This window comes from Kitasatospora sp. NPDC022785 (genome assembly GCF_055561295.1).
In genome coordinates this window covers 200,770-221,664 of the sequence record NZ_JBVHHB010000012.1, presented here as the reverse complement: position 1 = coordinate 221,664, position 20,895 = coordinate 200,770, and the positions used below count along the sequence as shown (strand labels likewise).

The following is a 20,895-nucleotide window of genomic DNA, read 5'->3' as shown; positions in this document are numbered from 1 at the left end:
GATCGAGGCGATGCCGGCCGGGACCTGCATCAGGAGAACCACTGGTCGAACGTGAACTGGACGGCTTCTCGTACCAGCTGCTCCTGGATCTCGGCCTGCAGGGCACCCGTAGGGGCGGGAGCGGGCGCCGGCTGGACCTCCCACCACGGATCGCCCCCTGGCATCGCGGCCACGGCATTGAAGCGGATGTCTCCCGCGAACCAGATGAGGCCCCGCCCGTCGGTCATCCCGAGCCAGGCCGACTCGGGCAGGTTCTGGTAGGCCGCGGCGACCGTCCCGTCGGGCGCCAGCAGAAGTATTCTGCGCGGCACGGATCCGCTCACGTCCACGAGGCGACACGGCCAGACCTGCCACTGCTGCTCGACGAGGATCTTCCGCCGCGCTTCCAGGACGCCTATGCCGCTCTTGGTGACGGCACCGAAGAGGGAGCTCATGATGTTCGCCCCCAGGATCGCTCCTATGACGGCTGCCCCGAATCCCACCCAGGCGAAGCCGAGGACTCCGAGCAGGAGGCCCCCGAACACGAAGCCCGTGGTCTCGTTCTCCTCGGCTTTCCGCCGCACCTCGGCTACCGCCGAATCCAGTGCCTCAAGCGTGTGGGGCGTCACCTCCCCGGCAGGGCGATCCGACACCCGGTACCCGTAGTCGCGTGCCAGCACTGGCAGCACCTCCCCTTGTGCCCACCCCACGCCCGCCAAGCGATGGTAGGCCGTGAGGCCCCGGAGAAACACCGTCCTCGACTGATGCATCGGCGGAGGCGCTACGCGACTGTCGCAGCCAAGGGCGGCGAGCCGACCAACCCGAAGTGGCACGCCGGCCCGGCCGCCGAGCCGGTCGTCGGTGGTTCGCACGCCCTCGCTCGGTTCGACCGAACCGAGCGAGGGCTGCAAGAGCTCAAGCGACCGTCGCGCCCCCACGCCCGGAACCCGCCAGGGCCGCCTTCCCGGCCAGCAGGATCGCCCGTGCCCGTGCCACGCCCCTGGCGGTCGCCGCCGCTCCGCCGCCGACGGCCACCGGCCGCCTCCCGAGGCCCGCGCACGGGCGGCAGATGCCCGGTTCCGGCACCGGATCGCGGCACTCGGCGCACTCCGCGAGCCGGGGCGCCGCAGGCGGCTCGGGAGCACGCGCGGGCGGCTTCTTCTGCTTCAACCGGGACCGCAGGACCGCCGCCGCCGAGTGCATCGGGACGGGCAGCCCGGGCAGCAACGCCCGGGCCATGTCCTCCACGCTGCACCCCCGCTCCAGCCACTCCACGACCAGCGGCGCCAGGGCCATCGCCTCCGCCTCGCCCAGCCGCAGCCGGGGCTCCGGCCGGATCACCCGGAAGAGCACTGCCACCGCCTCCCGCACCCGCCCGTCCGGCTCGCCGACCTCGTCGGCCGGGCCGACGAACTCCGGGGGGAGGGAGGGTTCTTGCTCTCGGTCCTTTAAAAGGGTGTCTGCGGACCCGGCGCTCCCTCCACCGGCCGCCGGACGGGTGACACCCGGGGCCGCCCGCTGCGGGGTGTCGTACACATGTGCCTCGCTGCGGATCGTCCCGTCGGGCATCCGGATCTTCTCGACCCGGTAGTACCCGGCGTCGACCAGCTCCTTCAGAGCCCGCCGGACGGCTCCGCGCCCCTGCGGGCTGGTGTCGGCCATGTGCCGGCCGTCCTCGCGCCATCCGTCGGGCCGGGAGAGGAGGTCCGTGAGCAGCCCGCGGGCGGTGTAGCTCAGCCGCCGGTCCTGCAACAGGCTGTTGGGAAGCACGGTGAAGTGGCGTACCTGTTCGGTACGATGGATACGCATCGGGAGCTACTCTCCTGGTGCCTGGCCCCGGGGTGTTGGTAGCACCGCCGGGGTCGCCTATTTTCCGTTAGGTCACGGAACGTACCACAACAGCCTTTCACACAAAGCCTGTTGACGATATCGGCGCCAAACGACCGTTCCCGCCCGCAGTTGATTGAGCCGGCCTCCGGAAAATCGATCGATCCGGACACGATTGATCAAGCCCCGCGCCGGGCAAAGCAGACGAATATCCCGTGCAATACCTGACGGCACAAAAACTACGCCAACGAACCACCCAGCCACTCCAAGGATTCCCCACCCCTGGGCGTGTTGACCCCTCCCCCTCCTCCCCCGTCCACCAGACTGGGCGGCGACCCGAGTCTCCACGATCCGAGGAGGGCTTGCCCATGAACGTCACCGTCCGGCTCGCGCAGCAGCCTGAGGCCGACGAACTGCTCGGGCGCAGCGCGCTCGCCGCGCTCGTCGGGATGTTGCTCGATCAGCAGGTGCCCATGGAATGGGCGTTCGCCGGCCCGCTCACCATCGCGCAGCGGCTCGGGCGGGAGGACCTCGACGCGCACGAGATCGCCGTCCACGACCCCGAGGCGTTCGTCGCCATCCTCTCCGCCAAGCCGGCCGTCCACCGCTACCCGGCCGCGATGGCCAAGCGGGTGCAGCAGCTCTGCCAGTTCCTCGTCGCCCAGTACGACGGGGACGCGTCCGGCCTCTGGCGGGACGTCAAGTCCGGCCGGGAGCTGCTCAGCCGCCTCAACGCCCTCCCCGGGTTCGGAAAGCAGAAGTCGCAGATCTTCCTCGCGCTCCTCGGCAAGCAGTACGGCGTGCAGCCCGAGGGCTGGCGCGAGGCGGCCGGCGCCTACGGCGAGGAGGGGGCGTACCACTCGGTCGCGGACATCACCGGCCCGGAGTCCCTGGAGAAGGTGCGCGCCCACAAGCAGGAGGTGAAGCGCGCCGCCAAGGAGGCCAAGGCGAAGGCCTGATCACGCCGCGGCCGCCTGTGCCCGGCCCTCGCGAGGAGTGCCGGGCACGGGCGGCGCGACGGAGAGCCTCCGCCTCAGGAGAACAGCACCAGCGACGCGGCGGCCGGCGCCATGTAGATCAGCGGCCACACGGTGTGGGCGTAGTCGCGGGCCCGCGCCACGGTGATGACCGCGCCCAGGAAGTACAGCACCAACCCGACCGCCGCCAGCACCCCGATCACCGGCACGAACAGACCCACCAGCAGACCGGCCGCCCCCGCGGCCTTTGCCGCACCGAGCCAGTTCCACCACGACTGCGGCACCCCGTACTGGGCCAGCGGACCCACGGTGTACTCGGCCCGGGTGAAGATCGACCAGCCCGAGAAACCCGCCATCACAGCGGCCAGAACGGTGACGACGACGTAGACGACGGACATGGGATTCTCCTCATCGGACTCGGGCGGGTCTCTCGCGCTCCCTCACCCCTCTGACCCGCCGCACCGCCCCCATGTGACGCCCCCGCCCAAAAAACCTTCCGGGCTCTCAGCGATCCGCTGCGCGACGACGGCGCAGGTGGATCCCGCCGGCGGCGACCACCAGAACGGCCGCCGCCCCGGCGGCCGCAGCCTGCCAGGATCCGGCGGTATGCGACTCGGCCGATGCCACCGGCTGCGCCCCGGCCACCGGCTGCCCGTCGGCCACCGGCTGCCCGTCGGCCACCGGCTGCGTCCCGGCCATCGGCTGCGCCCCGGCCACTTCCTGGGCGCCATCCACCAGTCCGAAGCCGCCGGCCAGGCCCTTCTGGTCGTACCCGGAGCCGGACTGCTTGTCCGCATACCGCCCGGACACCAGCTTCTGATAGGCCGCCAGCGTGATGCTCTGGCGGCCCCCCAAGCCCTTGGTGGCCTCGGAGTTGAGCGGCACGACGTCACCGCTCGGCGTGAGCCGGTACCAGGCGTGGATCTGTGGTTCGCCGAAGGTGCGGGCACCGGCGGTGGCGCCCTCCGCCAGCTTGACCTCGCTGTCGCCGTCCCGGATGCCGGCCAGTTGCCAGCCGTTGCCACCCTTCGCCTGGGGCGCGAGCAGCACGGCCGCCTGATGGCCGTCGGCGGCGTTCACCCGCGAGACGAGGTAGGACAGGCTCAACGCGCCCTGCGCTGTCGCCTGGGCCTTGCCCGAGACGAAGTCCGGCGACAGCTCGTACAGCGGGACGGGGTCCTTCAGTTCGAACGACGGCGCACCCACCGCCTTCGGGGCGTTCGGCCGCGCGCCCGTGGCGCCGCCGTCGGCACCCGTGCCGCCACCTCCGGGCGCGGCGGCGTTGCTCACGGCACCGAGGAAGCGGGAGACGGTGGTCTGCGTCTGGCCGGAGTGGAGCACCTGCTGTGCGACGCCGTAGTCCGGCACGTCGGCCGCGACGCTCGGCCCGGTCCCGCCCTCGGCCCACGCCGGCGTGGTGACGGCAGCCACCCCCGCCAGTGCCACGGCCGCGAGAGCGACAATGCGCGGCTTCTGCATGTCCGTTCGCCTCCTCATGCGTGGATGCCCGTTCGCGAGTGGGTCCACTGGAACGAGTTGTTGTTGACGTAGGTGTCGAAGTTCCACCAGGTGTAGGTCTGCGTGCTGGGCCACGGATCGCCCACCGCGATCATGTTGCTGGTGCTGTCGTAGCCGTAGATGACGTTCATGTGGCCGCCACCCGACCGCCAGCCGATCCGCACGGCGAGCGGGCGGCCGCCGGCTATCTCGTTGGAGACCTCACTGAACGTCGCGTTGCGGCTCAGGCCGTAGCCGGTGTTGCGGAAGCCGATCCGGGACAGGCCGTTGGCCATGTCCTCCAGCGTTGCGGGCTTGTCGTTGCAGTCCAGCCAACGGCCCTGCGCAGCGAGGCGGCAGAAGTCGTACTGGTTGTACTGGGTGTAGCCCCAATAGTTGGCGATGGTCAGGCCGGAGGCGTCCCAGCACCACTGGTCCTGGACCTGCTTCTGCATGGTGATGTCGAGCGCCGTCCAGCTGGTCGGCCGGGTGGAGCTGCAGACCGGCAGGTTGCCGGTGTTCTCCCTGATGAAGGCGTCTGCGATGTAGAAGGCGCCGGACCAGATCCATCGGTTGTTGCTCTCGACCGTGTCGCCCGTGGTGCGGCAGATCATCGGAATCCGGTCGCCCACCTGGGCCTGGCCGGTGGTCCGGGCCGAAAGTGACGGCAGCACGCGCTCGTTGACGGTGCTGTAGTTGCCCTGTCCCCCGACGACAGTGCCCTTGACCAGGTCCGCCTGGGCCGTCACACCCAGGCCGACCGCGATCGTGCCGGCCAGCAGGGTGGCGGCGGCCGCCACCACCGCCGCCCGACGTGACTTTCTACGGTGTCTGCTCATGCGTCAGATCGCACTCCCCGTTTGCGGTGAAAACCGAATTCCGGGGAGTCTGGCAGAGCCACACGATGACCGGAACGAGAGATTCCGAGCGCGGTGATCCCACTTTCAACCGAATGATGTGACATCCAGTCAACTTCGGTCATCGCCCTGCATGTTGGCGACCGGCGACACGGGTTGGTCTAGTCCACAGTTACATAATCATTACCGCCCGGAGAAAATCCCGAGACATTTCACCGATGCGTAAAATTGCACACAGTTAGTGCAATGTTACTGTCGATGATGATTCCAGAAGCGGCGATTCGGCATGACGAAGCAGCGCTTATGGAGCGCCTCCCGCCCCGTCGGCCCATCGACGCCTGTGCCCGGCGCTCGTGAGGAGTGCCGGGCACAGGCGTCTCAGTGAGCCGCCGTCAGGCGAACAGCACCAGCGAGGCGGCGGCCGGCGCCAGGTAGATCAGCGGGAACGCGATGTGCCCGTACGCCTTCGCCCGGGCCACGGTGATGGCCGCACCGCCGAAGTACAGCACCAGGCCGATCGCGGCCAGCACCCCGATCACCGGCAGGAAGAACCCGACCACCAGGCCGACCGCCCCCGCGACCTTCGCCGCGCCCAGCCAGTTCCACCACGACTGCGGCACCCCGTAGTCGGCCAGCGGCTGCACCACGTACGCGGCGCGGGCGAAGATCGACCCGCCCGAGAAGCCCGCCATCACGGCGGCCAGGACGGTGACGACGACGTAAGCGACGGACATCGGATTCTCCTCGGTTGCGGGTCTCTCGCGCTCTCTCACCCCTCTGACCCGCCGCACCGCGCGAACGTGACACGCCTGCCGAAGATTTCTTCCCGGATGCTGCGTCAGGCCCGTGCGAGTGCCTTCTCGTCCGCGTCTGCGAGCCAGAAGTACAGTGCGGAAAGGGCGAGTTCGAGCACCATCAGGCCCACCTGGAACCCGTGCGGCCACCCCTCCACGGCGATCGAGAGCACCCGCCCGAGCGCGCCCAGCAGGAAGACGCCGGTCAGCACCCGGACCACCGCGGCCGGGATCGGCGTCCGCCGGGCCGCCCAGATCCACGCGAGCCCGTACCCGGCGAAGATCGCGCCGAAGAACCGGCCCATGCTGTCGACCGTCGGGCCGGCGTCCGCCGCACCCGGGACGGCTGCGTTGCCGCCCAGGACGTGGAAGAGCCCGATCGCCACGTCGGCGATCCCCATCGCCCACGCAAGTGACCGCAGAGCCTTGACCCTTGCCATGACCGACTCACCCCTCACTGCTGGTTGACACACGTCTACTTAAGTAGGGACCTCTAGTAGACACGTGTCAAGTAGGATTCCCGCGTGCCTCCCCGCCAGCAAAGCCCGCAGAGCCCGCAGAGCCCGCAGGACCGGCCCCGGCGACGCCTCAGCCCCGCCGATCGCCGCGCCCAACTCCTCGCCGTCGGCGCGCAGCTCTTCGCCGCGCGCCCCTACGAGGACGTACTGATGGAGGACATCGCCGAGCAGGCGGGCGTCTCCCGCGCGCTGCTCTACCGCCACTTCCCGGGCAAGCAGGACCTCTTCGCCGCGGTGTACCAGCAGGCAGCCGACCAGCTGCTCGCCGAGACGCGGTTCGACCCCGCCGACACCCTGGTCGAGCAGCTCGCCCAGGGCATGGACACCCACCTCGACTACTTCATCGCCAACCGCAACGCCGTCCTCGCCGCCAACCGGGTCCTCGCCGGCGACCCGGTGATCCAGACGATCATGACCAACGAGCTGGACGCCCTCCGCGCCCGCCTGCTCGGCGTCCTCCCGCTCGCCGACGCGGGCGCGCGCGAGGCCGTCTCCGGGGTCCTGAAGAGCTGGCTGGTCTTCGTCCAGGTGCTCTGCGTGGACTGGCTCACCAAGGAGACCTGCACCCGCACCGAGCTGCGCGACGTCTGCATCGGCGCCGTGCTGGGGGCCGTCCGCCCGCTCCTCGCCACCGACCCCGCCCCGGACTGGCCGCGGTAGCGACCGGGCGAAAACGTGTTGCCCGCCCACCTCGTGCCGCGCGACGCTCGACGGATGACCGACACCACCGCGCCCAGCGTGTCCGCCCTCTTCTCCGGCGAGGGCCGGCTGACCACGATCCCCCGCAAGGCGGCCCGCCGCGAGCAGCTGCTCACCCACCTCGCCGGCACCCTCTTCGACGCGGACCGCGCCTACACCGAGCACGAGGTCAACGACGCGCTGCGGACGGTCCACGACGACTACCCGGCCCTGCGCCGCTTCCTGGTCGAGGGCGGCCACCTCACCCGCCCCAAGGACGGCAGCAGCTACCGCCGTACCGCCTGACCACCCCTCGATCCACCCGCGAAAGCCTCGGGCCGGCCGCGAAACCCTCAGGTCAGCCGCCGGTACGCGTACCGCCCCCGGACCTCCCGGACGAAGTACCGCCCGCGGCTCTCCGCCGCCATCAACTCCCGGTGCACCCGGCCGGGCACGGCCTCGTACACGTAGACGTGCCCGCTGGTGAACTCCAGCTCCAGCACGAGCAGCGCCGCGTCGTACCCGACCGAGCGCAGCGCCGACGAGTCCACCGCCTGCCGCTTCATCGCGCTCCCAGTGTGCGCACGAGGGCCCCGGCCGCGCATCGCGACCGGGGCCCCTCACACACCGACCGTCAGACCAGGACGGGCTGCCGCTCCTCCGGTGCCTCCGCCACCGCGGCGTCCGCAGCCGGCGCCGCCTTCCGCTTCGGCAGCGCGCACATCAGCAGGAACACCACCACCAGCACCCCCGCGACCCACCACATCGCGTGGACGAACGCCCCGTTGAACGCCGTCCCGACCTCGGCCGGAGCCGGCATCTCGGGCATCGCGCCGAAGAACGCGACCGACACCAGGCCCAGCCCCAGCGCGTTCCCCACCTGCTGCACCGTGTTGATCAGGCCCGATGCCGAGCCGGCGTGCTCGCGCGGCACCTCCGCCAGGACGGCGTCCGTGATCGGCGCGACGATCAGCCCCATCCCGAGGCCCATCACCACCAGCGGCAGCGCCATCTGCCACGGCGCGATGGCCGTCCCGTACCGCTCGGCCTCCCAGATGTACGTCAGCACGCCCGCCGCCATCACCACCGCGCCCGCCTGGAGCACCTTCCGCCCGAACCGCGGCACCAGCTGCTGCACCGAGAGCCCGGCCGCCACCGAGACCGCGATCGAGAACGGGATGCCGGTCGTGCCGGCCTTCAGCGGGCTCCAGCCCAGGCCCAGCTGCATGTAGAGCGTCCAGACCAGGAAGAAGATCCCGGAGACGACACCGAAGGCCAGCTGCACGCCGATGCCGGCCGCGAAGCTCTTCACCCGGAACAGCGACAGCTCGACCAGCGGCGAGCCGTCCCGCCGCGTCTTGATCCGCTCGTACGCCACGAACAGTGCGAACACCGGCAGCGAACCGGCCATCGAGAGGTAGCCCCAGAGCGGCCAGCCGGCCTCCCGGCCGTGGGTGAGCGGGTAGATCAGCATCAGCAGGCCGACGCTGGCCAGCGCCACACCCAGCAGGTCCAGCTTCAGCGCCTTCTCCGCCCGGGACTCGCCGATGAACGCCCGGCCGAGCAGCAGCCCGGCGATGCCGACCGGCAGGTTGATCAGGAAGATCGGCCGCCAGGCCAGGCCGAAGAGGTCCCACTCGGTCAGCAGCGCGCCGATCATCGGGCCGGAGACGGCGCCGAGGCCGACCACCGCGCCGAACAGGCCGAACACCTTGCCACGCTCCTCCGCCGGGAAGGTCGCGTGGATGATCGACAACACCTGCGGCACCATCAGCGCCGCCGTCGCGCCCTGCACCACCCGCATCGCGACCAGCATCTCGGCGCCGCTCGCCAGGCCGCAGAGCGCGGAGGCGACGGTGAAGCCGCCGATGCCGAGCAGGAAGAGCCGCTTGCGGCCGTAGATGTCGCCCAGCCGGCCGCCGGTGATCAGCCCGATCGCGAAGGCCAGGGCGTAGCCGCCGGTCACCCACTGGACCGCGCTGAACGAGGCGCCGGTGTCCGCCTGGATGCTCGGCACGGCGATGTTCACGATCGTGACGTCCACCAGGTCCATGAACGAGGCCGTCATCACGATCGCCAGCGCGATCCACCTCCGCCGGTCGGAATCCACTGCACCCATCACGTTCTCCTCCGCTACCTCGCTCTTCGGCACGTCTGCGACAGTAGAGGGGATGTAGGTCAGATCCTGTCCTCCTTGTCCGGCATCCTGGTCGTCATGACGGACACACCGGCACGGCTGCTGAATCTGCTCTCCCTCCTTCAGACCCCGCGCGAGTGGCCCGGCAGCGAGCTGGCCGAGCGCCTCCAGGTCAGCCCGCGGACGATCCGCCGTGACATCGACCGGCTCCGCGAACTGGGCTACCCCGTCGAGGCCACGATGGGCGCGATCGGCGGCTACCGGCTGGTGGCCGGGACGGCGATGCCGCCGCTGCTGCTGGACGACGAGGAGGCGGTGGCCATCGCGGTCGGCCTCCGGGCGGCGGCCGGTCACGCCGTGGTCGGCATCGAGGAGGCGTCCGTCCGCGCGCTCGGCAAGCTGCTCCAGGTGCTGCCGGGCCGCCTGCGCCACCGGGTCGGCGCGCTGAACACGGCCACCGTCCCGCTGCTCACCGGCGACGGGCCGACCGTCGACCCCGAGGATCTCACCGTGCTCGCCAACGCCGTCACCAACCGCGAGCGGCTCCGCTTCGGCTACCGGGCGGGCAACGGCGCCGAGACCCGCCGCCAGGTCGAGCCCAACCGCCTGGTCTCGGCCGGACGGCGCTGGTACCTCGTCGGGTACGACCTCGACCGCGACGACTGGCGGCTCTTCCGGGTGGACCGGATCAGCGAGCCCTTCGCCACCGGCGCCCGCTTCACCCCGCGCGAGCTCCCCGCCGAGGACGCCGCCGCGTACGTGGCGAGCAAACTCCGCCGCCTCAGCCCCACGTACACCCTGGTCGCCACCCTGCACACGCCGGCCGCCGACGTAGAGCGCTGGCTCAACCGGAACAACGACTCCTCGGTCGAGGCGATCGACGAGCAGAGCTGCCTCATCCGCTCCCGGGCGGATTCCCTCGAATACCTGGCCATGCGCCTGCTCATGCTGGGCTGCGAGTTCGAGGTGCACGAACCGCCGGAGATGAACAGCCACCTGCGCGCCCTCGCCGCCCGCGCCAACCGGGCGGTCGACAAGGCGGACGGCGGCGCTTAGGGCCCCAACCTCACAGGTCGGAAAACCTAGGCCGCCACCCGGTACCAGCCGTTCCCCGACCGGAACCAGAGCACGCCGTCCCGCCCGTACGCCCGTGTCCGGTCGAGCTCGCCCGGCAGCCGGAGCCCGGCCCGTCGACGCTCCTTCCACACCCCGCCCACGAGCTCGCACCACGTCAGCCCGGCCGAGGGCAGGAGGAAGACCGCTCGTTCGCCGTCAACGGCGAACCCGACCGGCTCGCGCACCGGGAGCGGCAGCGACAGCGCCGCCGTGCCCGACGGGTCGATCCGGGTGAGGAAGCTCCCCTTGGTGTCCGGGTACCAGGCCAGCCAGACCGCCCGGCCCTCGGTGGCGGCGGCGAGCCCCTCCAGCGGGTCCGCCGGCAGCTCACCCCGCTGCGGGCTCCAGACCGTACGGCCGGCCGCGTCCATCCCGTGCAGCCCGGTCTGCGAGGCGAAGTGGCCGCCGTAGACGCCCTCGTCCCCGTAGGCCATCCAGATCAGACCGGCCCGGTCGGTCACCAGCGCCTGGATGCAGTGGCCGAGCGTCAGCTCCCGCTTCGGCGTCCCGTCGGGCCCGTACACGACGGCGTTGCGTTCCCACCCGTCCGGCTCTTCCTCGGCTCCCGCGCACGCCACCAGGGTCCGGCCGCCGGGCAGCAGCGCCAGGTGGTCCGGCTGCACGCCGACACCGCGCAGCAGCAGCCGCCACTCGCGCTCCGGCGTCACCGTCACCAACTCGGCGTCGCAGGGCAGGTCGAGGCCCTGCCGGCCGTGGGCCTTCGACAGGGCGTCCTCGGACACCACCAGCACGACCAGCTCGCCTCCCGGCCCGACCGTCCAGCCGAAGGCCCGGCGGCCCGCCCTGAACTCCTGCTCGGGCAGCCGCCAGACCTCGACCGGTTCGTTCATCCGAGGATGATCTCAGACCCCGTACTCGGCGGTGATCACCGCACGCGCCAGCGTGTGGAAGGTGATGTGGAACCCGATCTGGGCCGCGGGCGTCTCGGCCGTGACGTCCAGCGCGTCCACGTCCAGCGCGTGCACGGCGAACGCGTACCGGTGGGCCGGGCCGGGCGGCGGGGCGGCGCCGTCGTACTTGTTGCCGGGGAAGTCGTTACGGGCGTGGAAGGAGGCGTCGCCCGGCAGGTCGGCATCGGACGAGCCCGCGCCGCGCGCCAGGGCGGCCGTGCCGGCGGGCAGGTTGAGGGCGAGCCAGTGCCACCAGCCGGAGCCGGTCGGGGCGTCCGGGTCGTAGCAGGTGACGGCGATGGACCGGGTGCCCGCCGGCAGGCCCGACCAGGCCAGCTGCGGCGAGAGGTTGCCGCCGGCGTGGATGAACTCCTTGGCCAGCGTGCCGCCTTCGGTGATGTCCTCGCTGGTCAGAGCGAAGGACGGCACCTGCGGAAGGAACTCGTACGGCAGCGGCGGACGGACACTCATGAAGGGTCACCTCTCGGCGGGCTGCGCGGCGCAGCTCAGGCTCAATGACGCGATTCACTGTAGTGGGGTGCCGCCACCGGTCACCCCGTCCTAGAGTCGGGACATGGCCTCCAAAACCGCCCGCCTGCTCGCCGACTCCCGACAAGCGCTCTTCACCATGCTCGGCGTCCTGGCCGTCCTCTGGCTGGTCCAGCTGGTGAACTGGACGGACGACTACGGGCTCTCCCGCGAGTGGGGCCTGCGCTCGCAACGCCTGGACGAGCTGCCGGACATTCTCACCATGCCTCTGCTGCACGGCAGTTGGGACCACATCGAGGCCAACTCCTGGCCGCTGTTCGCCTTCGGCTTCCTCGCCGCCTACCGCGGCATGAGGAAGTTCCTCTGGGTCTCCCTGGTCGTCCTCCTCACCGGCGGCCTGACGGTCTGGCTGTTCGAGCGGCCCGAGGCGGTGACGGTCGGCGCGAGCGGCATGGTCTACGGCTACTTCGGCTACGTGGTGCTGCGCGGCCTCCTCGACCGCAACCTGCTGGACGCGGTGATCGGCGTCGTGGTCGCGGCGGCGTACGCGTACGTCCTGCTCGGCGTGGTGCCCGGCGACCCGGGGATCAGCTGGCTGGGCCACCTCGGCGGGCTGATCGGCGGGCTCGGCGGCGCCTGGCTCTTCCGCAACCGCGGCCCGAAGCCCGCCACCGCACCCGCGCCCGCCGCACAGCAGGCCGCCGGCCCCCGCTCCGCCCTGCTCAAGGAGCTGGACGACCTCGGCCTCTGAGCCACGACCCGCCCACCCCGGCCAGGTCTAGACCAACCCACCCCCGGCGGCTAGCGTGAGAGGGCACCCGCCCCCCTGCTCCGGAGCCGCACCGTGGAGTCGTCCGTCCTCGCCTTCGCCACCGACCTGCTCGACGAAGGCGCCGACACCTTCTTCGGCAACCTCACCGACCGGGCGGGCGTCGGCGGCGTCACCCTCGCCTCGGTCTACCACGGGGCCCGGGACGTCTTCCCGCACAACCCGCACCGGGTGATCCGCTACCTGGAGCCCGGCGCCGCCTACTTCCGGCCCGACCCCGCCCGCTGGGCCGGCCGCCGGCTGCGGCCCGTCCCCTCCACCGCGATCGGCGACCGCGACCCGTTCGCCGAGGCCGCCGCCGAGGCCCGTCGCCGCGGGCTCAAGCTGCACGCGTGGACGGTCTTCTGCCACAACGACCGGCTCGGCTTCGAGCACCCGGACTGCGCCCCTGCCAACGCCTTCGGCGACCGCCACCTCACCGAGCTCTGCCCCGCCGGCCCGGAGGTCCGCGAGTACGCGGTGACCCTGGTCGGCGAGCTGGCCCGGTACGGGGTGGACGCGATCCGGGCCGAGTCGCTGCACTTCCACGGCCTGCGCCACGGCTACCACCACGAGCGCTACTTCGAGGACCTGGGCCCCGTCGCCGAGGCCCTGCTCGGGGTCTGCTTCTGCGACCACTGCCGCGCGGCCGCCGGCCGCGCGGGCGTACCGGCCGACGAGGTGGCCGCCGCCGTCCGCACCGAGCTACGCCGCCGGCTGGCCGACGACGCGGCCGCCGCCGAGCCGGGAGCCCATGGGGGTACCTCCCGCCCGGAGGGTGGGGGAGAACTGGCCGGCGGCGCGTTCGCCGCCTACGTGGACGCCTCCGCCGCGACGGTGACCTCGCTCGCCGCCGAGGTGGCCGCGGAGGCGCGGCGGCACGGCATGCGGCTGAGCTTCATGGACGGCGGCGGCCCGGGGAAGGGCTGGCTCTCCGGCATCGACCTGCCCGCGCTCACCAAGGCTGCCGACCAGATCGAGACGCTCGGCTACGCGAAGACCCCGGAGGCCGTCCGCGAGAAGATCGCCGCGTTCGCCCTGCACGGCGTCCGCCCCCGGGAGATGGCGGTGATCCTGCGCCCGATGGCCTCGGACTGCGACGGCCCGGCCAACCTCGCCGCCAAGATCGCCACCCTGCGCGAGCTGGGCGTGCCGGAGGTCGAGTTCTACAACTACGGCCTGATGCGGCTCTCCTCGCTGGACCGGATCGGCACCGCCCTGTCCGGCTGACGGCCGCCCGACCGGGCGAGGGGCGTCAGCGCCGCCGCCGGGACGTCCCGAACAGGCTGCGCGAGATCTCCCGCCCGAGCTGCGTCCCGGCCGAGCGGGCGAAGGACTTGAGCGCCGGGTTGCTCAGCAGCGACCCGAGCAGCCCGCCGCCGTCCTTCTCCTCCCGCTCCTGCCGACGCGACTCCGACGGCGCCCGCTCCTGCGAGGGCTCGGGAGCGGACCCCCGAGCAGTCTCCGGAGCAGGAGCCGGCACCGGCGCCGCCTCGGGCCGCGCCGCCCGGGCCGCCAGCTTCTCGTACGCCGACTCCCGGTCGACGGCGTCCCGGTACCGGGCCGTCAGGGCGGACGCGTCCACCGCGGCCCGCAACGCCCCCGCCTCGACGGGCCCCATCAGCGACTGCGGCGCCCGCAGCCTGGTCGCCGCCACCGGCGTCGGCGCGCCCTTCTCGGAGAGCACCGTCACCACCGCCTCGCCGGTGCCGAGCGAGGTCAGCACCTCCCCCAGGTCGTACGCGGGCGACTTGGGGAAGGTCGAGACCGTCGCCTTGAGCGCCTTGGCGTCGTCCGGGGTGAAGGCCCGCAGCGCGTGCTGCACCCGGTTGCCGAGCTGGGCCAGCACGTCCGGCGGCACGTCCTTCGGCGTCTGGGTGACGAAGAAGATCCCGACACCCTTGGAGCGGATCAGCCGGACGGTCTGGGTGATCGCCTCCAGGAAGGCCTTGGACGCGCCCTTGAACAGCAGGTGCGCCTCGTCGAAGAAGAAGACCAGCTTGGGCTTGTCCAGGTCCCCCACCTCGGGCAGCTCCTGGTAGAGGTCGGCCAGCAGCCACATCAGGAAGGTCGAGAAGAGCCGCGGCCGGTCCTGCACGGCGGGCAGCTCCAGCACCGAGACGACGCCCCTCCCTCCCCCGCCCTCCGGGTGGGAGGCGCCCCCGTCGGTCGTCCGCAGCAGCTCGGCGGTGTCGAACTCCGGCTCGCCGAAGAACGCCCCCGCGCCCTCGTTCTCCAGCAGGGTGAGCGACCGCAGGATCACCCCGGCGGTCGCCGCGGAGAGCCCGCCGATGCCCTTCAGCTCCTCCTTGCCCTCCGACGAGGCGAGGAAGGTGATGACGGCGGTGAGGTCCTTGAGGTCGTACAGCTCCAGGCCGCTCCGGTCGGCGTAGTGGAAGACCAGCCCGAGCGAGGCCTCCTGGGTCTCGTTCAGGTCCAGCACCTTGGCGAGCAGCAGCGGGCCGAAGCTGGTGACGGTGGCCCGGATCGGGATGCCCGTGCCGAGGCCGCCGAGTGCGTAGAACTCGCTCGGACAGCCCTGCGGCGACCAGCTCTGCCCGACCTCGGCCGCGCGGGCGGCCGTCCGCGCGCTCGGCGCGCCGGGCGCGCAGACGCCGGAGACGTCGCCCTTGATGTCGGCCAGGAACACCGGCACGCCCTGGGCGGAGAGCTGTTCGGCGATCAGCTGGAGGGTCTTGGTCTTGCCGGTGCCGGTGGCACCCGCCACCAGCCCGTGCCGGTTGAGCACTCCGAGCGGGATCCGCACCGGGGCAGCGGGGTAGGCGGTGCCGTCCAGCAGCACCGCGCCGAGGTCGAGGGCGGGCCCGGTGAAGGCGTATCCGTCGGCGATCTCCCGCACCTGATCGGGGACGACGGCGGAGGACGGCGGCTCGGCGGTGGACATCGGGCACACTCCAGAGGGGGAGCTGAGGAACGACGTTCGCGACATTTCCCATGAAACAGCCGCATTCGTCCGCCCGCAGCTCGCACCGGAGCGCGTGGCGGGGCCGCCGCTGCTGCGCCATCCGCCGCCCAAACGGTAGGCTTTCCGTGTGATCTTCAAGCGCATCGGCAATGGGCGGCCGTACCCGGATCACGGCCGGACCAGCACCCGCCAGTGGGCGGACGTCGCCCCGCGCCCGGTGCGGCTGGACCAGCTGGTGACCACCAAGGGCCAACTCGACCTGGAGACCCTCCTCGCGGAGGACTCCACCTTCTACGGCGATCTCTTCGCCCACGTCGTGAAATGGCACGGCGACCTCTACCTGGAGGACGGGCTGCACCGGGCCGTGCGCGCCGCGCTGCAACAGCGCCAGGTGCTGCACGCCCGCGTCCTCGAAATGGAGTGACGGGCCGCTCACGCGCGCCCTCGCACCGCCTTCCGGTCATCCGCCGGAGGGCGGTCCGTTCGTACCCGGGTACCTCCTTTCGGGTACCGGCATACTCCAGATGATGATCATTTAGTACCTTCGCAGCCGTCCGGCACTAGTCTGCTGACTACGGCCGCGACCACGGCGAACGCCAAACCCGGCCGACCCGTCACCCGATCCCCGCCCTGGCACGAGGGGGAGACAAACCGTGAGCATGTTGACTCCCCAAGGCCTGAAGGGGAAGCAGTACCGCGTCACCGGCAACAGCTATCCACGGCTGGGCCGGCCGCCCAAGAAGAGCCGCAAGGTCATGGCCCTCATCGGCTCGCTGCTCGCGCTGGCGCTGATCGCGCTCGGCGGCGTCCAGCTCTACGACATCTTCACCGGCAAGGGCAAGAACGCCTCCGCCCAGGCCTGTGCGTCCCCGTCCGGCAAACCGCTAGCCGCGCCCACCCCCACCCCGGACGCGTCCCCGGGCGCCCCGGGCGCCCCCGCCGGCGACCCGCACGCCATCCCGCAGCCGGCCGGCTTCAAGCTGAACGTCTTCAACGCCACCACCAAGTCCGGCCTGGCCGGGCGGACGGCCGACGAGTTCACGAAGCGCGGCTTCACCGTGGACAAGAAGGGCAACGCCCCGGCCGAGCTGGACAAGAAGGTGCCCGGCACCGCCGTGGTGATCGCCGGCCCGGCCGGCGCCGGCGCCGCCACCCTGATCAGCTCGCAGATCGCCGGAGCCACCGTCACCACGGACGCCCGCACCGACAACAGCGTGGACGTCGTCGTCGGCGACAGCTACAACACCCTGCTGGACGAGACCCAGGCCGCCGCCGCACTGGCCCTGGCCACCAAGCCCTCGCCCACCCCCAGCACCACCGGCAGCTGCTGAGCCGGCCGGCCGCCCGCGAGCGTACGAGAGCCCCCCGGCACGGTGCCGGGGGGCTCTCCTCGTCAGTACAGGGGTCAGCCGGCCGTGCCGTACAGACGGTCGCCCGCGTCGCCCAGGCCGGGGACGATGTAGCCGTTCTCGTTCAGCCGCTCGTCGACCGCGGCGGTGACGACGGTGACCGGCAGGCCGGCCAGCTCCTTCTCCATCACCGCGACGCCCTCGGGCGCGGCCAGCAGCACCACGGCGGTGACGTCGGTGGCGCCCCGCTCGATCAGCATCCGGATCGCCGCGACCAGCGTGCCGCCGGTGGCCAGCATCGGGTCGAGCACGTACACCTGGCGGCCGGAGAGGTCGTCCGGCATCCGGGTGGCGTAGGTGGAGGCCTCCAGGGTCTCCTCGTTGCGCACCATGCCGAGGAACCCCACCTCGGCGGTCGGCAGCAGCCGGGTCATCCCGTCCAGCATGCCGAGGCCGGCCCGGAGGATCGGCACCACCAGCGGGCGCGGGTAGCTGAGCCGGGTGCCGGTGGTGACCGCCACCGGCGTGGTGATCTCCACCTCCTCGGTGCGGACGTCCCGGGTGGCCTCGTACGCGAGGAGGGTCACCAGCTCGTCGGTCAGGCGACGGAAGGTCGGCGAGTCGGTGCGCTCGTCGCGCAGGGTGGAGAGCTTGTGGGCGACCAGGGGGTGGTCGACGACGTGGATCCGCATGCATCGAGGTTAGCCCGGCCCGGACGCCCGTACGACACGCCGCGACGGGCCGCGGTCACTCTGCCGTGACACGCCGTGACGCACCGCGAATGTCCGGACGGAACGGCCTCCTGTGGTATCAATCGGGCCGATCTGGGAAAGTCACGTCCTATGACGAGCAACCCGAGGACCGGGGACGGCTCGGCGGACGGGCTCGCGGGCCCGTCGGGCGGGCGCTCGGACCAACCCCCGGAGCATCCGGAGACCGAGGCGGAACGCCGTAAGCGGCGGGCCGTCTTCCTGCGCGAGCTCGCCGAGGCGCGCGAACTGCGGGAGCGGGTGCAGCCCCGCCGCACCAAGGAACGCCGGATGCGCGAAGCGATGCGGATGCGAACCTTCCGGATCTGACGGGCCTCCCACCCCCTCCCGGTGCCGTCCAGCCGCCGTTCGAGCGGTCCCGGACCGGCCCGGCGGCCCTTCACCGACCCCCGGCCAACCCTTCCGACACGACCTGCAAAGACGCGCTGCCGAACACCCCCCGCAAAGCCGGGCTTTCTGTCACGATTCCGATGGGACGGTCCGAACAGCGGACCGCCTCTGGCGCGGGGGCGGCCAGATTCCGCGTTGCCCGAGCGCGCCGACAGCCGAGACCGAGATCTTGGGAGTGTCCCTGGTGGCGTACTTCGCTGCAGTGCTTGCTCGCACCGAGGACGGGTGGGATGTGAGCGAGACGGAACTCGATGACGTCGAAACCCTGGCCGATCTGGCCGACCTGGCCCGCGAGGCCGCCCAGGACGACGACAGCGTCCTGGTCTTCATCGAACAGGAGGACGCCTGGTTCGCCGTCGTCCGGGTGGACGGTGAGGAGGACCCGCGGATCTTCGTGTCGGACGGCGCCGCCGCCGCCCGCAGCTCGTACGGCTCCGTCCTCACCGACGAGCTGGTCGACCAGGCCGGCGAGAGCGAGTTCGGCGACCTCGACAACCTCGTCGCCGAGCTGGAGGAAGAGGAGGAGGCACAGGAGCAGGAGGAGGACGACGCCGGCACCCGCGGCGGCGTCCCCGTCGGCCCGCTGGGCGACTCCCACCTGCTCTCCGAGTTCGGGCTGCCCTCCGAGGAGCTGCTCGCCCTCAGCGGCGAGGGCGCCGTTCCGGGCGACGCCCTGGAGGAGATCGCCGAGGCCCTCGGCTGCGGCGAGGTCCTGGAGTCGGTCCGGTAACGGCCGGCGGCGACCGGTGCCCGCCACCGGATGCCGGACACTGGATGCCATGCAGCCCGCGTCCGCCAGCCAGGCAGTCCCGCAGGAAGCCCCCCGGGCTGTCCCGCGGATAGCCCCGCTTCCCGCCCCCGTCCGCCCCGACCCGGTCCGCGACCGCTGGGCGGCGCCGATGCGCCTCGCCATCGCCGAGGCCGCACTGGCGCCGGCCACCGGGGACGTCCCGGTCGGGGCGCTCGTCCTGGGGCCGGACGGTCAGGTGATCGGACGCGGCCACAACGAGCGCGAGGCGGTCGGCGACCCGACCGCCCACGCCGAGGTGGTGGCGATCCGCGACGCCGCCGCGAATTTGCGGAGGGCCGCGCGAAGCGCGCCGAACACGGACGGTGGCGGGCGACGGGAGGGCGAGTGGCGGCTCAGCGGCTGCACCCTCGTCGTCACCCTGGAGCCCTGCACCATGTGCGCGGGCGCCATCGTCCTCTCCCGGATCGACCGGGTGGTCTACGGCGCCCTCGACGAGAAGGCCGGCGCCGCCGGCTCGCTCTTCGACGTGATGCGCGACCGCCGGCTCAACCACCGCCCCGAGGTCGTCTGGGGCGTCCTCGCCGACGACTGCGCCGAACAGCTCCGCGCGTTCTTCGACACCCACCGCTGAGCCCCGACCGCCCAACACCGAGCACCGAACCCCCACCGCTGAACCCCCACCGCTGAACCCCCACCGCTGACGCCCGGCCCGACACCCGGCCCCGACACCCGGCCCCGACACCCGCGGGACCGGCCGCCCCGATACGGATTTCGTGACGGCGCCACCCGTCCGGTAGAGTTCCCCTCGGTAGCGTGTCCGAGCGGCCAAAGGAGCACGCCTCGAAAGCGTGTGTGGGGGCAACTCCACCGTGGGTTCGAATCCCACCGCTACCGCCAGCAACACGAGGGCCCCGTCCGAACCGGACGGGGCCCTCGTCGTTTCCGCGCACCCTCATACGCGGAAAGGGCTCCGAACCCGGGGCCGATGACCACCAACGCCCTTCGAGTACGGAGCCTGGAAGGGGGGAGCGGTTCGGGGGGGAACAACCGCTCCCCCGGCGGAGTCCCACAACCGGGGCCGCGTCGGGGGAAGCCGCGGCACCGGTCCCACAGCGGGGAGCTCCGGATCCACCTACCGGGGATTCCTGCCAGATCCTCGGTACATCAACCATCCTGCTCGACGCCCCGCTCGCGGGCACCCGGAGAAAGGCCCCAGTCACGGGGACCTTCGTCCCGCCGGGTGAACGCGTCGCACACTTGATAGGCCGTCCGGTGGATAAGCTGCCCGATGCAGAGGGACGCTCGGGGACCGAATGGCGGCGGCCCACAGCAGGGAGGAAGGTCACCCGATGGCGCAGGCGAAGAAGATCGGCATGGTTCTCCTGCTCGTCTTCGTGCTCTACACGATCATCACCTCGCCGGCCCGCGCCGCCGAACTCGTCCAGCTGGGCTTCGAGGGCATCTCGAACGCCGCCAAGGCGATCGGCACCTTCATGACCGGGCTGGTGAAGTAGCTCCTCCGGCACCGGCTACGGTGGGCCCGTCCCTCAACCCCCGTCCGCGAGGAGCGGCATCGTGATCCGGCACCTGGTCCTGTTCAAGCTCAACGAAGGCGTCAGCAAGGACGACGAGCGCGCGCTCGCCGGCGCCAAGGCCTTCGAGGCACTCGGCCCGGTCATCCCCGAGCTGCGCGAGTGGGAGTGCGGCTGGAACACCACCGAGCGCGACATCGCCCACGACTACGCGATCAACAGCCTGGTCGAGGACCGCGACGCGCTGCAGGCCTACCTCACCCACCCGGCCCACCAGGCCGCGGCCGGCCAGTGGCGCGAGTTCGCCACCTGGGTGATCGCCGACATCGAGGTCTGATCCCGGGACATCCCCCGGACGGCCCCAGGCGCCCCTCCCGAGACCCGGGCGGGGCGCCTTGCCGTGTCCCGGAACGGTCCTTCCGCGCCCCCGCCGGGAGGCCTGGTGAAACGCCACCACACCACCAACACACCTCTGTGTGGTGCTTGCCCGACCTGCGCCCGCCTTGTGATGCTATGACCGGTTTTGCCGGACATGGCGAGGTGGTGCACCGAGACGCGACACCCGATCCGCAAGTCCCACCATTGTCGA

Annotated in this window: 26 protein-coding genes and 1 tRNA gene; 14 read left to right on the top strand and 13 right to left on the bottom strand. The window is 71.8% G+C overall.

From position 1 onward, the window contains the following. Positions 1 to 29: 29 nt before the first annotated feature. Both ACZ3YO_RS21245 and ACZ3YO_RS21240 read right to left on the bottom strand, forming a co-directional pair. On the bottom strand, positions 30 to 563 hold the full coding sequence (locus ACZ3YO_RS21245; protein ID WP_465571395.1) for a hypothetical protein: 534 nt from the start codon (positions 561 to 563) through the stop codon (positions 30 to 32). Between the two features lie 331 nt (positions 564 to 894). Next, positions 895 to 1,788, bottom strand: a complete 894-nt coding sequence (locus ACZ3YO_RS21240) for a hypothetical protein (RefSeq protein ID WP_465571393.1) — start codon at positions 1,786 to 1,788, stop codon at positions 895 to 897. A 386-nt stretch (positions 1,789 to 2,174) separates the two neighbouring features. On the opposite strand from ACZ3YO_RS21240, the gene ACZ3YO_RS21235 reads away from it, so the two are divergent. After that, positions 2,175 to 2,765, top strand: coding sequence for an HhH-GPD-type base excision DNA repair protein (locus ACZ3YO_RS21235; RefSeq protein WP_465571391.1), 591 nt, complete (start codon positions 2,175 to 2,177; stop codon positions 2,763 to 2,765). A gap of 74 nt (positions 2,766 to 2,839) precedes the next feature. Here ACZ3YO_RS21235 and ACZ3YO_RS21230 read toward each other — a convergent pair whose 3' ends face one another. The 5 genes from ACZ3YO_RS21230 to ACZ3YO_RS21210 form a co-directional block, all read right to left on the bottom strand. Beyond that, positions 2,840 to 3,181, bottom strand: coding sequence for a DoxX family protein (locus ACZ3YO_RS21230; RefSeq protein WP_465571388.1), 342 nt, complete (start codon positions 3,179 to 3,181; stop codon positions 2,840 to 2,842). A gap of 106 nt (positions 3,182 to 3,287) precedes the next feature. Next, a complete protein-coding gene (locus ACZ3YO_RS21225; RefSeq protein WP_465571385.1) occupies positions 3,288 to 4,262 on the bottom strand; it encodes a hypothetical protein in 975 nt (324 codons plus the stop codon). A gap of 14 nt (positions 4,263 to 4,276) precedes the next feature. Then, positions 4,277 to 5,119 (bottom strand): papain-like cysteine protease family protein, encoded by an 843-nt coding sequence (locus ACZ3YO_RS21220; RefSeq protein WP_465571383.1) that lies wholly within the window; start codon positions 5,117 to 5,119, stop codon positions 4,277 to 4,279. A 410-nt stretch (positions 5,120 to 5,529) separates the two neighbouring features. Next, positions 5,530 to 5,871, bottom strand: a complete 342-nt coding sequence (locus ACZ3YO_RS21215; RefSeq protein WP_396324060.1) for a DoxX family protein — start codon at positions 5,869 to 5,871, stop codon at positions 5,530 to 5,532. Between the two features lie 104 nt (positions 5,872 to 5,975). Further along, positions 5,976 to 6,371, bottom strand: a complete 396-nt coding sequence (locus ACZ3YO_RS21210) for a DUF4345 domain-containing protein (RefSeq protein ID WP_465571379.1) — start codon at positions 6,369 to 6,371, stop codon at positions 5,976 to 5,978. 84 nt (positions 6,372 to 6,455) lie between these two features. On the opposite strand from ACZ3YO_RS21210, the gene ACZ3YO_RS21205 reads away from it, so the two are divergent. Both ACZ3YO_RS21205 and ACZ3YO_RS21200 read left to right on the top strand, forming a co-directional pair. After that, on the top strand, positions 6,456 to 7,109 hold the full coding sequence (locus ACZ3YO_RS21205) for a TetR/AcrR family transcriptional regulator (RefSeq protein WP_465571377.1): 654 nt from the start codon (positions 6,456 to 6,458) through the stop codon (positions 7,107 to 7,109). Positions 7,110 to 7,163: 54 nt separating this feature from the next. Continuing rightward, positions 7,164 to 7,433: a DUF2087 domain-containing protein gene (locus ACZ3YO_RS21200; protein WP_465548690.1), complete on the top strand. Its 270-nt coding sequence runs from the start codon at positions 7,164 to 7,166 to the stop codon at positions 7,431 to 7,433. 47 nt (positions 7,434 to 7,480) lie between these two features. Here ACZ3YO_RS21200 and ACZ3YO_RS21195 read toward each other — a convergent pair whose 3' ends face one another. Both ACZ3YO_RS21195 and ACZ3YO_RS21190 read right to left on the bottom strand, forming a co-directional pair. Then, entirely contained in the window at positions 7,481 to 7,693 is a 213-nt protein-coding gene (locus ACZ3YO_RS21195) for a KTSC domain-containing protein (protein WP_465571374.1), read from the bottom strand. Between the two features lie 68 nt (positions 7,694 to 7,761). Next, entirely contained in the window at positions 7,762 to 9,246 is a 1,485-nt protein-coding gene (locus ACZ3YO_RS21190) for an MFS transporter (RefSeq protein ID WP_465571373.1), read from the bottom strand. A gap of 96 nt (positions 9,247 to 9,342) precedes the next feature. On the opposite strand from ACZ3YO_RS21190, the gene ACZ3YO_RS21185 reads away from it, so the two are divergent. Then, positions 9,343 to 10,320, top strand: a complete 978-nt coding sequence (locus ACZ3YO_RS21185; RefSeq protein ID WP_465548687.1) for a helix-turn-helix transcriptional regulator — start codon at positions 9,343 to 9,345, stop codon at positions 10,318 to 10,320. Positions 10,321 to 10,346: 26 nt separating this feature from the next. On the opposite strand, the gene ACZ3YO_RS21180 is transcribed toward ACZ3YO_RS21185, so the two are convergent. Together ACZ3YO_RS21180 and ACZ3YO_RS21175 are read right to left on the bottom strand one after the other, a co-directional pair. After that, the gene (locus ACZ3YO_RS21180; protein WP_465571369.1) at positions 10,347 to 11,231 is read right to left on the bottom strand and encodes a hypothetical protein; all 885 of its coding nucleotides are present in this window, start codon (positions 11,229 to 11,231) and stop codon (positions 10,347 to 10,349) included. A gap of 12 nt (positions 11,232 to 11,243) precedes the next feature. Then, complete coding sequence (locus tag ACZ3YO_RS21175; RefSeq protein ID WP_465571366.1) at positions 11,244 to 11,762, bottom strand: YbhB/YbcL family Raf kinase inhibitor-like protein; 519 nt, start codon at positions 11,760 to 11,762, stop codon at positions 11,244 to 11,246. Positions 11,763 to 11,865: 103 nt separating this feature from the next. On the opposite strand from ACZ3YO_RS21175, the gene ACZ3YO_RS21170 reads away from it, so the two are divergent. Both ACZ3YO_RS21170 and ACZ3YO_RS21165 read left to right on the top strand, forming a co-directional pair. Next, the gene (locus tag ACZ3YO_RS21170) at positions 11,866 to 12,531 is read left to right on the top strand and encodes a rhomboid family intramembrane serine protease (protein WP_465571364.1); all 666 of its coding nucleotides are present in this window, start codon (positions 11,866 to 11,868) and stop codon (positions 12,529 to 12,531) included. A 93-nt stretch (positions 12,532 to 12,624) separates the two neighbouring features. Then, the gene (locus ACZ3YO_RS21165) at positions 12,625 to 13,818 is read left to right on the top strand and encodes a hypothetical protein (protein WP_465571362.1); all 1,194 of its coding nucleotides are present in this window, start codon (positions 12,625 to 12,627) and stop codon (positions 13,816 to 13,818) included. A 25-nt stretch (positions 13,819 to 13,843) separates the two neighbouring features. Here the strand turns inward: ACZ3YO_RS21165 and ACZ3YO_RS21160 are convergent, their stop codons facing one another. After that, positions 13,844 to 15,493 (bottom strand): helicase HerA-like domain-containing protein, encoded by a 1,650-nt coding sequence (locus ACZ3YO_RS21160; RefSeq protein WP_465571359.1) that lies wholly within the window; start codon positions 15,491 to 15,493, stop codon positions 13,844 to 13,846. A gap of 148 nt (positions 15,494 to 15,641) precedes the next feature. Here ACZ3YO_RS21160 and ACZ3YO_RS21155 point away from each other — a divergent pair, with 148 nt between their 5' ends. Continuing rightward, on the top strand, positions 15,642 to 15,938 hold the full coding sequence (locus tag ACZ3YO_RS21155; protein WP_030061387.1) for a type II toxin-antitoxin system VapB family antitoxin: 297 nt from the start codon (positions 15,642 to 15,644) through the stop codon (positions 15,936 to 15,938). Between the two features lie 235 nt (positions 15,939 to 16,173). Beyond that, positions 16,174 to 16,845 carry a LytR C-terminal domain-containing protein gene (locus tag ACZ3YO_RS21150; protein WP_465548703.1) on the top strand — a complete coding sequence of 224 codons (672 nt, stop codon included), beginning with the start codon at positions 16,174 to 16,176 and terminating at the stop codon, positions 16,843 to 16,845. A gap of 74 nt (positions 16,846 to 16,919) precedes the next feature. On the opposite strand, the gene upp is transcribed toward ACZ3YO_RS21150, so the two are convergent. Beyond that, positions 16,920 to 17,555: a uracil phosphoribosyltransferase gene (upp, locus tag ACZ3YO_RS21145; RefSeq protein WP_329488640.1), complete on the bottom strand. Its 636-nt coding sequence runs from the start codon at positions 17,553 to 17,555 to the stop codon at positions 16,920 to 16,922. Between the two features lie 150 nt (positions 17,556 to 17,705). Here upp and ACZ3YO_RS21140 point away from each other — a divergent pair, with 150 nt between their 5' ends. From ACZ3YO_RS21140 to ACZ3YO_RS21115, 6 genes are all read left to right on the top strand, one after another. Next, entirely contained in the window at positions 17,706 to 17,942 is a 237-nt protein-coding gene (locus ACZ3YO_RS21140) for a hypothetical protein (protein ID WP_396324071.1), read from the top strand. A 265-nt stretch (positions 17,943 to 18,207) separates the two neighbouring features. After that, entirely contained in the window at positions 18,208 to 18,753 is a 546-nt protein-coding gene (locus ACZ3YO_RS21135) for a tRNA adenosine deaminase-associated protein (RefSeq protein ID WP_465571355.1), read from the top strand. 49 nt (positions 18,754 to 18,802) lie between these two features. Next, positions 18,803 to 19,405 carry a nucleoside deaminase gene (locus ACZ3YO_RS21130; protein ID WP_465571352.1) on the top strand — a complete coding sequence of 201 codons (603 nt, stop codon included), beginning with the start codon at positions 18,803 to 18,805 and terminating at the stop codon, positions 19,403 to 19,405. A 176-nt stretch (positions 19,406 to 19,581) separates the two neighbouring features. Further along, positions 19,582 to 19,671 (top strand) — tRNA-Ser (locus ACZ3YO_RS21125). 452 nt (positions 19,672 to 20,123) lie between these two features. Further along, positions 20,124 to 20,288, top strand: coding sequence for a hypothetical protein (locus tag ACZ3YO_RS21120; RefSeq protein ID WP_174315669.1), 165 nt, complete (start codon positions 20,124 to 20,126; stop codon positions 20,286 to 20,288). Positions 20,289 to 20,349: 61 nt separating this feature from the next. Further along, positions 20,350 to 20,643, top strand: a complete 294-nt coding sequence (locus tag ACZ3YO_RS21115; RefSeq protein ID WP_465571350.1) for a Dabb family protein — start codon at positions 20,350 to 20,352, stop codon at positions 20,641 to 20,643. Positions 20,644 to 20,895: the final 252 nt, after the last annotated feature.

Bases quoted from the DNA above. Each gene is read 5' to 3' on its own strand.
- ACZ3YO_RS21240 (WP_465571393.1), bottom strand. From the start codon at position 1,788: ATGCGTATCCATCGTACCGAACAGGTACGCCACTTCACCGTGCTTCCC.
- ACZ3YO_RS21235 (WP_465571391.1), top strand. From the start codon at position 2,175: ATGAACGTCACCGTCCGGCTCGCGCAGCAGCCTGAGGCCGACGAACTG.
- ACZ3YO_RS21230 (WP_465571388.1), bottom strand. From the start codon at position 3,181: ATGTCCGTCGTCTACGTCGTCGTCACCGTTCTGGCCGCTGTGATGGCG.
- ACZ3YO_RS21225 (WP_465571385.1), bottom strand. From the start codon at position 4,262: ATGCAGAAGCCGCGCATTGTCGCTCTCGCGGCCGTGGCACTGGCGGGG.
- ACZ3YO_RS21220 (WP_465571383.1), bottom strand. From the start codon at position 5,119: ATGAGCAGACACCGTAGAAAGTCACGTCGGGCGGCGGTGGTGGCGGCC.
- ACZ3YO_RS21215 (WP_396324060.1), bottom strand. From the start codon at position 5,871: ATGTCCGTCGCTTACGTCGTCGTCACCGTCCTGGCCGCCGTGATGGCG.
- ACZ3YO_RS21210 (WP_465571379.1), bottom strand. From the start codon at position 6,371: ATGGCAAGGGTCAAGGCTCTGCGGTCACTTGCGTGGGCGATGGGGATC.
- ACZ3YO_RS21200 (WP_465548690.1), top strand. From the start codon at position 7,164: ATGACCGACACCACCGCGCCCAGCGTGTCCGCCCTCTTCTCCGGCGAG.
- ACZ3YO_RS21195 (WP_465571374.1), bottom strand. From the start codon at position 7,693: ATGAAGCGGCAGGCGGTGGACTCGTCGGCGCTGCGCTCGGTCGGGTAC.
- ACZ3YO_RS21190 (WP_465571373.1), bottom strand. From the start codon at position 9,246: ATGGGTGCAGTGGATTCCGACCGGCGGAGGTGGATCGCGCTGGCGATC.
- ACZ3YO_RS21185 (WP_465548687.1), top strand. From the start codon at position 9,343: ATGACGGACACACCGGCACGGCTGCTGAATCTGCTCTCCCTCCTTCAG.
- ACZ3YO_RS21180 (WP_465571369.1), bottom strand. From the start codon at position 11,231: ATGAACGAACCGGTCGAGGTCTGGCGGCTGCCCGAGCAGGAGTTCAGG.
- ACZ3YO_RS21175 (WP_465571366.1), bottom strand. From the start codon at position 11,762: ATGAGTGTCCGTCCGCCGCTGCCGTACGAGTTCCTTCCGCAGGTGCCG.
- ACZ3YO_RS21170 (WP_465571364.1), top strand. From the start codon at position 11,866: ATGGCCTCCAAAACCGCCCGCCTGCTCGCCGACTCCCGACAAGCGCTC.
- ACZ3YO_RS21160 (WP_465571359.1), bottom strand. From the start codon at position 15,493: ATGTCCACCGCCGAGCCGCCGTCCTCCGCCGTCGTCCCCGATCAGGTG.
- ACZ3YO_RS21150 (WP_465548703.1), top strand. From the start codon at position 16,174: ATGTTGACTCCCCAAGGCCTGAAGGGGAAGCAGTACCGCGTCACCGGC.
- upp (WP_329488640.1), bottom strand. From the start codon at position 17,555: ATGCGGATCCACGTCGTCGACCACCCCCTGGTCGCCCACAAGCTCTCC.
- ACZ3YO_RS21140 (WP_396324071.1), top strand. From the start codon at position 17,706: ATGACGAGCAACCCGAGGACCGGGGACGGCTCGGCGGACGGGCTCGCG.
- ACZ3YO_RS21130 (WP_465571352.1), top strand. From the start codon at position 18,803: ATGCAGCCCGCGTCCGCCAGCCAGGCAGTCCCGCAGGAAGCCCCCCGG.
- ACZ3YO_RS21120 (WP_174315669.1), top strand. From the start codon at position 20,124: ATGGCGCAGGCGAAGAAGATCGGCATGGTTCTCCTGCTCGTCTTCGTG.